Source organism: Nocardia aurea (assembly GCF_003123685.1).
Classification (GTDB): Bacteria; Actinomycetota; Actinomycetes; order Mycobacteriales; family Mycobacteriaceae; genus Nocardia; species Nocardia aurea.
The window spans coordinates 325,322-339,517 of the sequence record NZ_QCYJ01000085.1; the positions used below are offsets into that span (position 1 = coordinate 325,322).

Annotated in this window: 15 protein-coding genes; 3 read left to right on the forward strand and 12 right to left on the reverse strand. The window is 69.5% G+C overall.

Translation table 11 applies throughout. The features are described 5' to 3' along the window. Window positions 1–165: 165 nt before the first annotated feature. Window positions 166–3,042: an AAA family ATPase gene (locus DAT37_RS18270; RefSeq protein WP_232839824.1), complete on the reverse strand. Its 2,877-nt coding sequence runs from the start codon at window positions 3,040–3,042 to the stop codon at window positions 166–168. A 62-nt stretch (window positions 3,043–3,104) separates the two neighbouring features. Between DAT37_RS18270 and DAT37_RS18275 the strand changes: the two genes are divergently transcribed. Beyond that, window positions 3,105–3,851, forward strand: coding sequence for an SDR family oxidoreductase (locus DAT37_RS18275; protein WP_198654324.1), 747 nt, complete (start codon window positions 3,105–3,107; stop codon window positions 3,849–3,851). Window positions 3,852–3,881: 30 nt separating this feature from the next. On the opposite strand, the gene DAT37_RS18280 is transcribed toward DAT37_RS18275, so the two are convergent. The 9 genes from DAT37_RS18280 to DAT37_RS18320 all read right to left on the reverse strand — a co-directional run bounded on the left by DAT37_RS18280 (window position 3,882) and on the right by DAT37_RS18320 (window position 11,551). Further along, on the reverse strand, window positions 3,882–4,595 hold the full coding sequence (locus DAT37_RS18280; protein WP_109525964.1) for a 3'(2'),5'-bisphosphate nucleotidase CysQ: 714 nt from the start codon (window positions 4,593–4,595) through the stop codon (window positions 3,882–3,884). Window positions 4,596–4,711: 116 nt separating this feature from the next. Continuing rightward, window positions 4,712–5,290 carry a class I SAM-dependent methyltransferase gene (locus DAT37_RS18285; protein ID WP_109525965.1) on the reverse strand — a complete coding sequence of 193 codons (579 nt, stop codon included), beginning with the start codon at window positions 5,288–5,290 and terminating at the stop codon, window positions 4,712–4,714. After that, entirely contained in the window at window positions 5,287–6,039 is a 753-nt protein-coding gene (locus tag DAT37_RS18290; protein WP_109525966.1) for a PIG-L deacetylase family protein, read from the reverse strand. The genes DAT37_RS18285 and DAT37_RS18290 overlap by 4 nt, the downstream gene beginning before the upstream one ends. Next, window positions 6,036–6,935, reverse strand: coding sequence for an acyl-CoA dehydrogenase family protein (locus tag DAT37_RS18295; RefSeq protein WP_408637419.1), 900 nt, complete (start codon window positions 6,933–6,935; stop codon window positions 6,036–6,038). Before DAT37_RS18295 ends, DAT37_RS18290 begins: the two co-directional genes overlap by 4 nt. A gap of 35 nt (window positions 6,936–6,970) precedes the next feature. Beyond that, window positions 6,971–7,720 carry a glycosyltransferase gene (locus DAT37_RS18300; protein ID WP_109525968.1) on the reverse strand — a complete coding sequence of 250 codons (750 nt, stop codon included), beginning with the start codon at window positions 7,718–7,720 and terminating at the stop codon, window positions 6,971–6,973. Between the two features lie 108 nt (window positions 7,721–7,828). Beyond that, window positions 7,829–9,160, reverse strand: a complete 1,332-nt coding sequence (locus DAT37_RS18305) for a hypothetical protein (protein WP_109525969.1) — start codon at window positions 9,158–9,160, stop codon at window positions 7,829–7,831. Further along, window positions 9,157–9,543 carry a hypothetical protein gene (locus DAT37_RS18310; RefSeq protein WP_109525970.1) on the reverse strand — a complete coding sequence of 129 codons (387 nt, stop codon included), beginning with the start codon at window positions 9,541–9,543 and terminating at the stop codon, window positions 9,157–9,159. Before DAT37_RS18310 ends, DAT37_RS18305 begins: the two co-directional genes overlap by 4 nt. Beyond that, window positions 9,540–9,725, reverse strand: coding sequence for a hypothetical protein (locus tag DAT37_RS18315; protein ID WP_109525971.1), 186 nt, complete (start codon window positions 9,723–9,725; stop codon window positions 9,540–9,542). The genes DAT37_RS18310 and DAT37_RS18315 overlap by 4 nt, the downstream gene beginning before the upstream one ends. Next, a complete protein-coding gene (locus DAT37_RS18320; protein ID WP_109526082.1) occupies window positions 9,722–11,551 on the reverse strand; it encodes a hypothetical protein in 1,830 nt (609 codons plus the stop codon). The genes DAT37_RS18315 and DAT37_RS18320 overlap by 4 nt, the downstream gene beginning before the upstream one ends. 384 nt (window positions 11,552–11,935) lie before the next feature. On the opposite strand from DAT37_RS18320, the gene DAT37_RS18325 reads away from it, so the two are divergent. Next, the gene (locus tag DAT37_RS18325) at window positions 11,936–12,115 is read left to right on the forward strand and encodes a hypothetical protein (RefSeq protein ID WP_109525972.1); all 180 of its coding nucleotides are present in this window, start codon (window positions 11,936–11,938) and stop codon (window positions 12,113–12,115) included. An 85-nt stretch (window positions 12,116–12,200) separates the two neighbouring features. Here the strand turns inward: DAT37_RS18325 and DAT37_RS18330 are convergent, their stop codons facing one another. Further along, window positions 12,201–12,935, reverse strand: coding sequence for a PAS and ANTAR domain-containing protein (locus DAT37_RS18330; RefSeq protein ID WP_232839826.1), 735 nt, complete (start codon window positions 12,933–12,935; stop codon window positions 12,201–12,203). 135 nt (window positions 12,936–13,070) lie between these two features. Continuing rightward, window positions 13,071–13,490: an Hsp20/alpha crystallin family protein gene (locus DAT37_RS18335; protein WP_109526083.1), complete on the reverse strand. Its 420-nt coding sequence runs from the start codon at window positions 13,488–13,490 to the stop codon at window positions 13,071–13,073. A gap of 152 nt (window positions 13,491–13,642) precedes the next feature. Here DAT37_RS18335 and DAT37_RS18340 point away from each other — a divergent pair, with 152 nt between their 5' ends. Then, complete coding sequence (locus DAT37_RS18340) at window positions 13,643–13,963, forward strand: MerR family transcriptional regulator (RefSeq protein WP_109526084.1); 321 nt, start codon at window positions 13,643–13,645, stop codon at window positions 13,961–13,963. Window positions 13,964–14,196 lie beyond the last annotated feature (233 nt).

Sequence of the window (14,196 nt, forward strand, 5' to 3'; positions counted from 1 at the left end):
CACGGTCGTGTCCGGCGTGTCGACATCGAGTATCGGAATCGGGCGACGTGCCTGTTCAGCCCATCGGAGATGTGCCGGACGGTGGTCCGGACCGGCCGACGGCATCGGCGGGCGCACGGGTGACGTCGCATGACGCAGTCACACCCGAGCGTCACCCCTCGAGCGTCACCGCCCGTCCTCACCCGCGTGAGGTCGTCGCGGCGTGCCGGGCGGGACGGGAAGCGCTGCGGCGAGATCGGTCCTCGAGCTGACGCCGAGTTTGGGGAAGATCCGGTGCAGGTGGGTGCTGACGGTGCGGTGCGACAAGAACAGTCGCTGTCCGATCTCCCGGTTCGTCAGGCCCTGGGCCGCCAGTCGCGCGATGCTCAATTCGTGCGGAGTCAGCCGTTCGCCCGCGTCGGCGCTGCGGTCCGGACTCGACTCGCCCGCGCCGCGCAGTTCGAGCCGGGCTCGCTCGCTCCAGGCGGCGAAGCCGAGTGCGTCGAAAGTCTGCCTGGCGGCGCGCAGCCGGGCGCGGGATTCGACCACCCTGCGCTGCCTGCGCAGCCATTCGCCGTAGGCCAGCTGTAGCCGGGCGCGTTCGGCGGGCCAGCCGGTGAGGTCGGCGGCCAGTGCCGCGGTGAACAAGTCCTCGGTGTCCTCGGTGGCGAGCAGGGCGCGCGCGTAGCGGAATCCGATGTGCAGCGCGGGCGAGGGTGTCGTCCTCGTGGTCGGTTCCAGCTCGGCCAACAGTTCTCGCGCGGCCTCGGACTGCCCGCCGCGCACCGCGGCCTCGGTCAGTTCGGCGAGGAAGTACGAGCGCAGCGCCGGTGTGTAGGCGGGATCGGCGGGGTCGTGCATCCGACGCAATTCGGCGAAGGCGTCGTCGAATCGGCCCTCGCCCAGCGCCGCCAGTCCTCGGGTGAGAGCGACAGTGGCCAGCACCGGCCGTGCGCCCGCCGCGAGCCCGATTCGTTCGGCGTCCGAAGCCAGGGCCGCCGACCGCGCGTAGTCGCCGTGCAGCGCGGCGATCTCGGCGCGCACCGCGACGGCGAGCCCGTGCATGAACGGTTGGCCGGTCTCGCGGGCGAGCCCCTCGGCCTCCGCCGCGACGGGCGCGGCGGTCGCGAGATCGCCGAGGCGCGCCGAACTCCACGCCAGCACGGTGAGGGCGCGCGGCAGCGCCCCGAGCTGTCCGGTGTCGCGTAGTCCCGGTGCGGCCGCCGCCGCGAAACGGGCGGCGAGGTCGAACGCGCCGACCTGTAACGCCGCGCTGCCGAGGAACCGGTCGACCTCCGGATCGCGTCCGGTCTCGGCGGCCAACCCGCGCAGATTTCCCAGCACGCGCGCTCCGCGCTCGACGGGAGCGACGTAGGCGGCGACCGCGACCAGGCGTGGATCGTCGTCGGGCACGGGAAGGTCGTCGGCGACAGCGAGCAGTCTCCTACGGATATCGGTGCCCGGTTCGGACCAGAAACAGCGCATGGCGGCGCCCCACAGGATGCGCATCGCCGCGTCGGTGTAGCCCTCGGCGGCGACCGAACTCGCCAGTGCGGCCAATTCGCCGATGCGGGAGAGGTCTTCGCGCAGGCCGTCCTCGAATCCGCTGAGCAGCCAGTGCGCGGTGGCCTGCTGCCTCGGCGTCGGGGACAGTGTGCGCGCGGTGCGCACCAACTGTTCGGCAGTGTCGCGACGCCCGGCCCGCACCGCCGCTTCCGCCGCTTCGAGCAGGCGATCGACGCGTCGGCCCGCGTCGGCGCTCAGCTCGGCTGCCCTGTGCCGTGCCGCGACCGCCGCACCGGGATGTGTGGCTCGTTCGGCGACGCCGTCCAGTTCGATCGCCACCTGTTCGTCGGGACCGGGCACACTCGCGGCCCGATGCCAGATGCGGCGGTCCGGCGCGTGACCGAGGATCTCCGCGAGCGCCGAGTGCACCCGCCCGCGCTGCTCGTCGGTGGCCGAGGAGATGATCGCCGACCGCATCAACGGGTGCCGGAAGGTCACGCCGCCGGCCTCGGCGGCGACCATTCCGGCGTCGATCGCGGGGGCGAGGAGTTCGCGTTCGCTCGGCGCGGACCCGGCGACGACGGCGGTCGCGGCCAGCATCTCGGCGATCGAATCGGTGTCGTTCAGCGCGGCGACGAGCAGTGCCGAACGGGTCGGGTCGGGGAGTCCGAGACCTCGGGCGGTGAAGGCGCGGCGCAACCGTTCGGTGAGGGGTGTCGCCGCTGGAAGTTCCTCGAGATCGGCGGCGGCCGACGCCAGTTCGGTCAGCGCGAGCGGATTTCCGGCCGCCTCGGTGAGCAGCCGGTCACGGACGGGCGGCGGTAGTCCCGGCGCGGTGACGTTCAGCAGGGTCCTCGCGTGTTCGTCCGACAGACCTTCCAGACGTATCGGGGTCAATCCGGTGTCGTCGAGGGCCGAGGTGCCGCCGTCGCGCAGTGTGGCGATCACGACGACGGGCTCGGTGTCGATGCGCCGCGACAGGAAGGCGATCACCTCGACGGTGGCCGAATCGAGCCATTGCACGTCCTCGGCGACGACGAGCAGCGGACGCTCGGCGCCCGCGTCGACCAGCAGGGTCAACGTGGCCAGCGCGACCAGGTAGACGCTCGGCTCGCCCGTGGTGTCCGAGAGACCGAAAGCGGCTGCCAGTGCGTCGTATTGGCGTTGCGGCAGGGTGTCGAACGCGCCGCGCAGCGGGTGCAGCAGTCGATGCAATCCGGCGTAGCCGAAATGCTGCTCGGCTTCGGTTCCCGCGGTGCGCAGCACCCGCACCCCGGCGACGGCCGCGGCCGCTACCGTCTCCTCCGCCAGCGCGGATTTGCCGATTCCCGCTTCGCCCACGATCAGGGCGCCACCGCGGTCGTGCGGACCGTAGAGGAGTGCGGCCAGGTCTTTCAGCTCGGAGTCACGCCCGAACAGCGACATGATGCGGCACTCCTCCTCCGGGTCCACGGGGGACAGGTGATCCCCGTGGGGGACCCTACTCGCGAGCGAGACCCGGAAACGTTCGCCGCCCGACAGGTGGACCGACGCCGACGCGACGCGCAGAATGGTCACCGGGCATCGGACCGATCGACCGGCCGCAATCGCGTGTTCGACCGACAGAGACGAGGCGCATGATGACCGATGATCGGTACGTCGACCGGGTCGCCGTGGTCACCGGCGGATCGCGGGGCATAGGCAGGCAGACCGTCGAACGGTTGGCCCGGGACGGGTACCGCGTCGTGGTGAACTACGCCGGGAGCAAGTCCGGCGCCGAGGACGCGGTCGCCGCCGTGGCGGCCGAGGGCGGTACCGCGATCGCCGTGCGGGCCGACGTCGCGGACGAGGTCGCCGTCGCCGCCGTGTTCGACCGCGCCGAGGAAAGCTTCGGCGGCGTCGACGTGGTCGTGCACGCCGCGGGCCGCATGGCGCTCGGCCCGCTGGTCGACTTCGACCTGGCCGCACTCGACGACCTGCATCGCACCAATATCCGCGGCACCTTCGTCGTCGACCAGCAGGCCGCCCGCCGGGTGCGCCCGGGCGGGGCGATCATCAACTTCTCGACCTCGGTCGTCGGCACCTCGTTCCCGGAATACAGCGCCTACGCGGCCAGCAAGGGCGCGGTGGAGGCGATCACCATGATCGTGGCCCGCGAATTGCGCGGCCGTGACGTGACGGTCAACGCGGTCGCGCCCGGCCCCACCGCCACGGAACTGTTCCTGGACGGCAAAGACGAGCAGACCGTGGCACGACTTGCCGCCGCGGTGCCGCTCGAACGGCTCGGCACCCCGGCCGATATCGCCGAAGTCGTCGCGTTCCTGGCCGGTCCGGCCGGGCACTGGGTCAACGGCCAGAATATTCGGATCAACGGCGGCCTGGTCTGAACGGGCATCGCGCGGGTTCGTCGCCGTGGATCAGTGGCTCCGCACGTGCGCCACGACGTTGTCGGCCAACTCCGGTCGGCAGATGAGCAGATCCGGCAGATAGGGGTCGGGGCGGTTGTAGCGCAGCGGCGTCCCGTCCAGGCGCGAGACGTGCAGCCCCGCGGCCGCCGCGACCGCGACAGGCGCACAGGAATCCCATTCGTACTGGCCACCGGAATGGGCGTACACGTCGGCGTCACCGCGCACGACGGCCATGGCCTTCGCCCCCGCCGACCCCATCGGCACCGTGGTCGCGCCCAGCGCGTCGACCAGGTGTTTCACCTGCTCGGACTGTCTGCTCCGTGAGACCGCGACCCGGACCGGTCCCGGACCGGCTGCCGGAACGACGGGGGCCGAGCCGGTATGCAACACCAGCCCGACCGCGGGTAGCGCGACCGCGCCCACGACCGGCACTCCGTCGACCGCGAGGGCGACGTGGACGGCCCAGTCCTCTCTCGGCGGCTCACCGTATTCGCGGGTCCCGTCGAGCGGATCGACGATCCATACCCGCGACCGGGTGAGGCGAATCGGATCGTCGGGCGCCTCCTCCGACAGCACCGCGTCGTCGGGCCGCTCCCGAGCCAGCCGTTCCAGCAGCAACGCGTTGGCGCGCCGGTCGCCGACCTCGCCACCTTCCGCGCGAATATCGCAGAGCAATTTCCCGGCCTCATCGGCGAGCGCTGCTGCCAGATCATGATCGTCCACGCGGTTCCTACCGTTCGCTGTCGGGATCGAGAACTTCCCACCTGCCGCAGATGTTCTATCACCTGTCCGGTCGGCTGTTCGGTGAGGTGCCCACCGTCGGTGTCCGCATGGCGGATTCAGGGGTTCGTGGTGACCACTTCGATGCGTACATCGGCATCGAGATATCGGGCCACGCAGCGGTGTGGGAAGGCGGCGAGCGCGATCCCGGTCGCCTCGTCGCCGTCGAGATGGTGGTCCTTCTCGGTGTGACGCCAGTGGGACAGGACCACGGTGGTCCGCGGCCGGAGATGGGAGGCCATGTCCTCGATCGCGAGGGTGAGCGCGTCGGCGGGGAGATAGTAGACGACTTCACTGAGGAGAACGAGATCGAAGATGTTCTCCCAGTGCCACATTCGACCCAGTCCCCACTCGCGGACCTCGACGTTGGGTTGGTCACGGCAGCGGATGCCGGTCAACTCCACGGCGCGCGGTGCGATGTCGGTCGCTGTCACGTGGTCGCATCGTCGGGCGAGTTCGGTGGTGATGTGTCCGTTGGCGCAGCCGGGCTCGAGCGCGGAGCGGAAGCGGGGGTGCGGCAGCATCGCCAGCAGCAGGGTGCGTTTGCGGATCTCGTACCAGTCGGTGTCGAAATTCCAGGGGTCGGGGTCGGCCCGGTACTTGGCGTCGAAGAACTCCGGATCGCTGCGCGGACTCATAGCAGTACGACCTCGTCCATTCCGAGGAGGCGTTCGAGTACGTGGGGCGGGAGCACGGCGCGGTCGGCGGGGTGGGGTGACAGCGGCCGGGTCTGGGTCCGGAAGTGGTCGGCGGCTTCGCGTTTGCGCGCGGCGGTGGTCGGCGGTAGTTCCAGTCGTCGTGCGCGCGGCCAGTCGATGGCGGGGTCTGCGGGAAATGACCAGTGCCACATCCAGATCGGATATTCGATGACGCGGGCGCCACGACGGCGTGCGGCCGTGACGGCCGCGCGCGCGGTCGCCTCGTGGTCGGGATGCCCGTCATCGCGCAGCGGCGCCGCCACGGTCGCTCCGACCGTGATCCGCTCGCTCAGCAGGGCGACGAGCCGGTCCTCGTTCTCGCCGACCCGCCCGTCCGGCAGCCCCAGGTAGGCGATGTCGTCGATGCCGAGCACCCGGGCGGCCCGCTCGGATTCCTGGCGGCGCACCGCGGCCAGATCGGCCGGTGTGCGGGTGGGGGAGCCCGGGTGGGAGGCCTCGCCGTCGGTGACGGCGATGATCGATACCGAGACGTCGGCGTCGGTGAGGTACGCGGCGAGCGCACCGACGCCGAGGACTTCGTCGTCGGGATGCGGCGCGATGATCTGCAAAGGCGCCGTGGTGAATTCGGCGGGGTCGACAGTGGGCAGACGCCGGATCCACGGCTGCCACACGTGCAGCGGTGTGCCGGGATCGGAGACCTCGCTCGCGGCGAATCGCTGACTGCTCATCGAGGACCGACCAGGGATCCGAGGTCGGCGAGATCGTATTCGGCGTGACTCTGGCGGAGATAGACGGTGAGGTCGGCGACCCGCCGTGCATGGACGGGGTCCTGTCCCAGCGGCGCCGCGCCGAGCGCGCGACCGACCCGGTCGATGGTCAGTGTGGCCGCGTCCTCGACGACCGCGCGCACCCGCCTGGCGCGAATCCTGGCGGCGCGCATGTCATCCGGGGCGGCATCGATCTCGGCGGCCGAACAGCGCAGCGCGCAGCGCGCCGCGTACAGGGCGGCATCGACGGCGCCGCGGTGCGCTGCGCGGATGGGATCCGCGCCGGGGGCGTTCACGAGTTTGTCGGCGACCGCCTCGGCCGCGCCGAACCAGCAGGCGGCGACACCGATCGCGCCGTGCCAGAACCCGGGTCTGGCCACGTAGTCGCCGGGTGCGGCGACCGGCGTCGCCGCCACCCGGTCGAAATCGACGGTGAATGTCGCCGTACCGCTCATGCCGACGCCGTGCCAGGTGTCGGGGACGACGGTGACGCCGGGGTCGGACAGATCGACCGCGAACAGCGCCGCGCCCGCCTCGGTTTCGGCGGTCACCAGCGCGTGTGTGCAGATCCCCGCTCCCGAGCACCACATCTTGCGCCCCGACAGCAGGGCGATGTCGGCGTGCGGCTTCGCCCGCAGTACCGGCGCGGGCGGTTGGGCTGCCCACACGCCCCACAGTTGCCCCGGTCGCGGCGAGTCGGCACGCAGTTCGTGGGTGATCGCGCACGCGTCGGCGTGCGCCTCGGCCAGTCGGCCGGTGACGACATCGGCGCGGGCGAGGTCGGTCAGCCCCTGCCATCGAGCTTCGGTGCGTCCCGAACCGGGCAGCGGCCACCGCGACACCTCGTCGGCGGGAATATCGTGGTGCACAGATGTTTCGGTCACAGTTCTCCTCACGCGCAGTCGGGTGGCGCGCTCGTCAGGCCGCTCAGGTATCCGGCGAACCCGTCGCGAACACGGTTGCCGAGACGATCCGAGGTCAGGACGGCCGGTTGCTCGGGTCGGGCGATCCGCGCGCCCGCCGCCTCCAGTCGGGCGACGAGGTCGACATCCTCCCCGTCGCTGATCGGCCGGAATCCGCCGACGCGGTGGTACCAGTCGGCGCGGAATCCGAGATTCGCGCCGTGGACGTGTCGGTGACCGCCCGCGGTGCGGTGGTGGCGGTAGCGGCGCTCGTACTCCGCGCGCACGTGCTCGTCACGTTCGCGCCACCGCACCGCGACGGTGCCGACCGTGACGTCGGCTTCGTCGGTATGCGACAACTGCGCGGTCAGCCAATCCGAGGGCACCGCCGAGTCGGCGTCGGTGGTCGCGTACCAGAGCCGTTCGAGCCCGCCGTTACCGAATGCCGAGGCCGCGAAGGCGAAACCCGCCGCACGCGCCGCGCCCACATTGCGGGCCTCGGTCCAGACCCGTGACATCGTCGGCGGGACCAGTCGCGCGGAGTTGTCCACGCACGAATCGAGCGCCACCACGACGTGTACCGGGATCATGACATCCCCGGCCGCGCGTCTCAACGAGCGCAGGCATCCCGACAGCAGCGATTCCTCGTTGTGGGCGGGGACCACCACCACAACGGCGGTCGGCGCGGACCGCCGCGCGGGCTCACCGTCGGTGTCGCAGATTTCGACCGGAGATGACATCACCTTCAACCCTTCGGGCGCCGCCTTCGACCTGCTTCGAGGACAACGGGGATCTACCCCGGCCCGACGGGGGCAAACAGCGCGCACACCGCGCCGCCCGTTCCGGCGTCACGCCTCGAACAGCAGGTAGAGACCGGTGAAGGTGAAACCGACCATGAGCAGCATCAAGGTCAGCTGGCCGGTGAGGCGATGCGAGGGCGGCAGCAGGCGTAGGCAGCGGTCGTGGGCGGCGGCGACGCCGAGGATATGGCCGGTGAGTACCGCGAGCACCTTGATCGTGCCGAGTACGGCCGGGTGCGTGGACAGCAGGTAGGCGACATCGCGGTCGGCGAGTCCGGCGAGGTTCCATCCGCGCTGGAACGGGTCGGCGAACAGGATGGCCGTGGCCTGACCCTTCTCCACCAGGAAGGTGAGATAGTGCGCGACGAGGTATCCGGCGACGATCGGGGTGAGGCTGTGGGCGAGCCGGGCGGGTAGCCGCGCGCGTTCGGCGCGGGAGACCCCGCCGGTGGCCTGTGCCGCGAAATGGAAACCGGCGCCGACGATCACGATGAATCCGAGGACTCCGAGCGTGCGCAGCACGGTCGCGGTGAATTCACCGCCGCCCGCGTCGGCCAGCAGCGCGCGCCAGGACGGGAAGGTCGAGAAGCTGTCGAAGGCGGTCGATCCGAGCAGGGTCGCGGCGACGGCGACCGAACCGATTCGGGCGGGGGTGCCCGCCAGGTTGTCCAGCGGTGACCGCAGGACGAATTCGCCGTCGCGGCCACGGCCGATGGCGCTCGATCTGCCCAGCAGCGTGCTGTAGACCTCGAGCGGATCGCAGTAGCGCGACCACGCGCTGCCGCAGAGCAGCAACCCCGTGGTGGTCACCACGAGATAGCCCACCAGCCAGGTCGTGACCGCGGCCACCGAGCCGGGGTCGGCGTAGGCCAGTTCGAGCCAGACGAAGGAGAACAGCCCCAGCGCGGCGGGCCACTGGCCCCAGCGTCGCGGACAGCGGAGCAGGCCGCGCTCCGGGGGACGACCGGTCAGCCCGCAGACGAGCCGGTGCAGCGCGCGCGGTGGGGACAGCACCTTCCAGACCGGCCCGAGCAGCAGCGAGGCCACCATGACACCGACCCAGACGAAGATGTAGGCGACGCCGGGAACAGGGTTGTCGGCGGGATCGGAGGACCCGAAGAACGCGACCGCGAGCACCGCGGCCGTGGCGGCCAGACCGAGCGCGGAGAGGGTCGCGCGCACGATCGGCGCGTCGACGACCCACGTCAGCACCCGCGGCAGCGCGATTCCGGGACTTCGCGGGTCCAGTCGTGGTTCCCGCCACGCGAAGAGCAGGATCGCGAACGAGAACGTCAGCGCCCAGGCCGCGCCGACGAGCGCGTAGGACAGGGGGATCGGCAGGTCGCTCGCCCCGCCGATCCCGTGGGCCAGAACGGTCATCCGCGCACGAGCAGCGTCACCACCGTGCGATGGGCGCGATGGAGTTCGAGTTCCACCCGTCCCGGGATGTCGACGGTGAAACGGAAACGCTGTCCGGTCGCGGCGGCGATCGGGAAGGTGTGTTCCGGGGTCGCGTGCACGTGGAGTTCGTCGGTGGTGTCGCTGTCGACGACGATCTCCACCGGTTGCCCGACCTTCGCCTCACGCCGCTGGTCGACCGGGCTCACCGAGCCCGCGGCGATCCGCACGTCGACCACGACCGAGGCCGGATCTCCCGGTGCCGTCGTGGTCGCGGACTCGGTTCCCGCGGGGTCGGCGGCGGCGCAGCCCGCGGTCAACAGGCAGCCCAGCAGGACCGCCGCGGCTCGGCGTCGCAGTGTCATCGGAGTTCCTCGTCACGGTCTTCGGCGTCGTCGGGTCGCTCGTCGTCGTGGTCGCCGCGTCGGTCGCGTACGGCGATGAAAACCACCACGCCGACCACGAGCAGGGCGGGCAGGAAGGCCGGGATGGCGAGCAGGACCGAATGATCGGCGAGTACGTCGACGTGGTCCTCGCCCGCGATCATCCGGCGACCGGTTCCGGTGTCGCGACGCTGTGCGGATACCGCTCGTTGATCCGGGCGGCGCCCCACGACAGCGCCCACACCAGCAGCAGGCTGCACAGCAGCACCAGCAGCCCCGCCGCGGCGAACAGCCAGGACGGATGGTCGAACGAGCGTTCCCGTTGCAGCACGGTGATCTCGGAGACGAACGGACGGGTGAACGTCGTCGACGCGGGGACCTCCTGCGCCCCGATGCCGGGGTCGGCGGCCATGAAGATCGGCAGTGCCGCCTGGAGGCGACCGTCCTGCACGCGCAGCACGGTCTTCCACGATCCGTGTACCGGAACGGGTTCGGTGGAGACGTAGTGCCCATCGTCGACCCGGCGGAGTTGGTCGACGACCAGACCGCGACCCGGACTGTCGTCACCGATCCCGCCCTGCCACGACAGGATCTGGATCCATTCGGGATCGGAGCCGACGAGGTCACCGGGGGACAGCCTGACATCGGCGAGCACCATCCGTCCGCCCGCCGAAGGTGTTGTGTCGCTGAGCGTGACGGTGGCCTCGGCCTTGTCCGGCACCTCGATGAGCAGCCCGTTGGTGGTGGCCGCGGCCGCGATCAGGACCGCGGCGACGACCAGGGCGCGGCGCACCGGAGGCCGAGGCAACGGCCGTCCGAGCAATACCGTGGCCAGCAATGCGCCGATCACCCCGCCCGCGATACCGACCGGCACCGCCATGGCGAGCAGTTCCGGCCACATCGCCGTGGGCCACGGATCGACGAACATCGCCTCGACCCACCGGGATTCGAGCCACAGCCCGACCGTCGCGATACCCAGTCCGCTCACCGCGCCCCACCACAGCGGGCGACGCAACAGCGGTGCGGCCAGCGCCAGCAGTTCCACCACGACGGCCGCGCCCACGTAGAGCGGGAAGACATTGCGAGGCGCGTCGATGATCGGTCCGCCGACGAGTACCGCGACCACGGTGCGGACCGCGACGGCGAAAATGACGACGACCAGCGTGCTGAACGGGCCCAGGGTCATGCGGGCGGCGACCAAGGTGATCGATGCGGCCACGACGATCAGCATCGGCTGGAGAACGAGCCGGAACTGTTCGACCCCGAAATCGAATTCGACCTGGAAGACCGACAATCCGATCAGCAGACCGCCGAAGGCGAACCCGCGGATCAGCCACATCGACCGTCCGTCGGGCCGATCCGGTTCGGGCCGGTTGTTCCTGCCCTCGAACTCGAGCAGCAGAACGCCGACGAGCGACAGTCCCGCGCCGCCGATGAGCATGAGATGCGTTGGGCCCCACAGTGTGACGTCCTGGCCGAACATTCGGTGCCAGATATCGTCGAGCGGGAATCCGACCAGCGCGTAGAGCCCCGCGCCCGCCAGGAGGATTCCGCCGACCGGCGCGTACCAGGTGCGGGTGATGCGGACGGCGGCGGCGCCGGGTTTCTCGTCCAGCGGCAGCACGATCGCCGACATTCCCGCGGTGAAGAGGAAGAACAGCCCGACGAGAATGAAATAGTGCGCCGGATTGGCCAGCGGGCCCGCGTCACGGCCGTTGCCGACGTGCAGGCTCACATCCCAGATGAAGCCGAGCAGCGCGGTCATGATCGTCGCGAGGAACATCGTCAGCGGCAGCGCCACCCACCCGGGCCGGTTGAACTTCCGTCCCAGACCGTCCGCGAGTCGCCGCAACCACGTGATCCGCCGGGTACGGTGCAGATAGCCCACCCACAACAGCGCGATCGCGATCACGCCCGCACCGGCGGTCATGGCGGCGACCTGATCCAACGCGGCTCCGCCGCCCTCGCCACCCGACTGGGCCAGCGACATCCGGTGCACACCGTCGAGCACAGAAGACCTCCATTGCGAAGCGCAAGTATGTGTTACGCAAGGTATCATGAAAGGCGCGTTTCGCGGCGCTGCCCGCGTGGCACCTTTCGGTGTACCCGCGTCGACCCGCGCGCACGAGGCGGATACCCGCTGTCGGCTCGATGAATCATCGGACGCGCTGTTGTATCGAGACGAGAGTTCCGGTGGCGCGACGAGTGGGTGGACCCTCGCGCGCGTGGCGAATTCGTGTCCGGCGGGAAAAGTTTCCGCCTATGCTGGTTGAGCGCCAAAAGAGCGGGTAGAACGCCAGTCCAGCCGAAGTTTCATCGGTGAGGGATACGAGTGGTAGAGGCTCACCGGCCAGTATCAGCGAGGGACGCGAATATGCGCGAGACGACCGAGATCACCACGAACGCAGGCCAGAAGAACGACCCGGTGGTGGTGTGGCCCGATCCCAGCCCGCTGACTACCTGGTGGAAACGGGTCATGGGGCTCGAAACCGAGCGTTCGGACGATATGCCTCAGCGCGAACCCGCGCCGGTCGAGCACCGCCTCGCGGGCTGACTTTCGGTTCCGAATCGCGAAATACTTTCGCCGCGCGAGCATGAACACCGGCGACTTCGGAATGTCCGGTACCCCGTGCTGTCGGCTATCGGTGTTGCCTGTCGATCGATTGCCGACGTCGCTGGCCGTCGTGGCGATGTGTTCTCTGGGAGTGCGGAGTGTGCGTTTCGGTGTGTTCGTGCACCGTGAGCAGCAGGTGATCGAAGCGCGCGCGTGTGTGGACCTCCGCGCCGTGGAAGTCGTGAAGCGCCGAGACGAGTTCCTCCGCGAGAGCGCGGAGTTTGGTGTTGGTTTCCTGTGAGCGCCAGATCAGCACATCGAAGGCTTGTTCGGCGTTGATGCCGTAGATCGCCATCAACGCGCCCTTGGCCTGTTCGATCACCTCCCGTGCGGCGACGAGGTCGGGCAGTATCTCGTCGATGGTTTCACGGCGTTGGTCGTGGACGCTGTCGGTGACGTCGATGTAGAACCCCGCGGTTCCGACGACCTCACCGGCGTCGTCACGCAGTTGATCGCCCACGACCAGTACGTGCCTGGTGATCCCCGCGGTGTCGATGATGCGGTGCCTGCTGCTGAACGGAAGTCCGGTACGGACGACCGTGGCGAGAGTGTCGGCGACCTCGGCGCGGTCGTCCGGATGTTTGTGCGCCAGAAGCAGTTCGGTGGTCGGGCGGGCTTGGCCCGGCCGGTAGCCGTGCAGGGCCGCCACCTGGTCGGACCATTCCCATCGTTGGTCGGCGAACCAGAAACGGTAGCTGCCTGTCAGGCGTCTGTATGGCGGCGCCGTCGGGTTGCGGCCCGCCGCTTCATCGGTGGTCACGATCGGCCATTCCTGGAATGAGGGTTCGAAAGGTGCTGTGGTGGACCGGACGGCCTTCGATGTCGTCGGTGAGCGGGTGGGTCCGAAGATTCGAACCCACCCGCGGGCATCGTCCGACGAAGCGTGGCGTCGGCGTCAGACGGTGATGGCGTGGCGGTTGTCGCTGTGTCCGATCTCGATCTTGCGGGGTTTGGCCTTCTCCGCGACCGGGATCACCAGTCGGAGTACTCCGTCGGTGTAGTCGGCGCGAATGTTGTCCGTGTCCAGACCTTCACCGAGGAACAGTTGACGGCTGAAGACCCCGCGGGAGCGTTCGGCGGCGATCATCGACCGGCTGCCGTCGAGGGCGGGGCGAGTCGCGCGAACGGTCACGACGTTGCGCTCGATATCGAGGTCGAGGGATTCGGGATCTATACCCGGCAGATCCAGTTCGACGAGGAACTCGTCACCGTCGCGCCAAGCGTCCATCGGCATGACCGCGGGCCTGGCCGCAGTGCCGAACACCTGCTGCGTGAGTCGGTCCAGATCGCGGAAGGGATCGGTACGCATCAGCATGGTCGCCACCTCCAACACACTCCATTCTCGGTAGTAGTACGTTCCAGATAACCTCTGCCATCTGGCATAGATTTGTTTTAGCACTGTCGGAAGGTCAGTGCAAGAGGCTACGATAGGAAACCTGATATAGCAGCGCAGGAGTGAGGGGCGCAATGACAAGTGAGCAGCAAGGGACTCGGCTGCCCGATCCCGGGCATGCGGTGTACGCGATCTCGGTGGCCGCCGAGCTGGCCGGGATCGGCGTGCAAACCCTGAGGCTGTACGAGCAGCACGGTCTCATCACGCCGGTGCGTAGCGGTGGCGGGACGCGGCGCTACAGCGGCGACGATCTCGCGCGCCTGCACCGGATCACGGCTCTGGTCGCCCAGGGCGTCAATCTCGCGGGCATCGGGCGCATCCTCGATCTCGAAGATGTCAATGCCGAGCTCAGTGCCGACAACGATCGTCTGCGAGTCGATCAGGACGAGACCTGACAAAGACTCCCTGCCGGTCCGGCGCAGCGGCTGTGGCTGCGTCCGATCCGCGCTCCTGAACTGGCGCACTGTGCAATTCCGTGAGCGTTTCCAGGCGGTTTCGCAACTTCTCGCGGAAATCGGCCTGCCCGTCGATGTCGACGTATACGCTGCCTCCACGAGTACCGACGTGCGCTTCCCGTGATCACGGGGGGCTCGGACCCGACGCCGGTCCGGTGCCGCGGGTGCGAAAG

Bases quoted from the DNA above. Each gene is read 5' to 3' on its own strand.
- DAT37_RS18275 (WP_198654324.1), top strand. From the start codon at position 3,105: ATGACCGATGATCGGTACGTCGACCGGGTCGCCGTGGTCACCGGCGGA.
- DAT37_RS18285 (WP_109525965.1), bottom strand. From the start codon at position 5,290: ATGAGTCCGCGCAGCGATCCGGAGTTCTTCGACGCCAAGTACCGGGCC.
- DAT37_RS18290 (WP_109525966.1), bottom strand. From the start codon at position 6,039: ATGAGCAGTCAGCGATTCGCCGCGAGCGAGGTCTCCGATCCCGGCACA.
- DAT37_RS18300 (WP_109525968.1), bottom strand. From the start codon at position 7,720: ATGTCATCTCCGGTCGAAATCTGCGACACCGACGGTGAGCCCGCGCGG.
- DAT37_RS18305 (WP_109525969.1), bottom strand. From the start codon at position 9,160: ATGACCGTTCTGGCCCACGGGATCGGCGGGGCGAGCGACCTGCCGATC.
- DAT37_RS18310 (WP_109525970.1), bottom strand. From the start codon at position 9,543: ATGACACTGCGACGCCGAGCCGCGGCGGTCCTGCTGGGCTGCCTGTTG.
- DAT37_RS18315 (WP_109525971.1), bottom strand. From the start codon at position 9,725: ATGATCGCGGGCGAGGACCACGTCGACGTACTCGCCGATCATTCGGTC.
- DAT37_RS18320 (WP_109526082.1), bottom strand. From the start codon at position 11,551: ATGTCGCTGGCCCAGTCGGGTGGCGAGGGCGGCGGAGCCGCGTTGGAT.
- DAT37_RS18325 (WP_109525972.1), top strand. From the start codon at position 11,936: ATGCGCGAGACGACCGAGATCACCACGAACGCAGGCCAGAAGAACGAC.
- DAT37_RS18335 (WP_109526083.1), bottom strand. From the start codon at position 13,490: ATGCTGATGCGTACCGATCCCTTCCGCGATCTGGACCGACTCACGCAG.
- DAT37_RS18340 (WP_109526084.1), top strand. From the start codon at position 13,643: ATGACAAGTGAGCAGCAAGGGACTCGGCTGCCCGATCCCGGGCATGCG.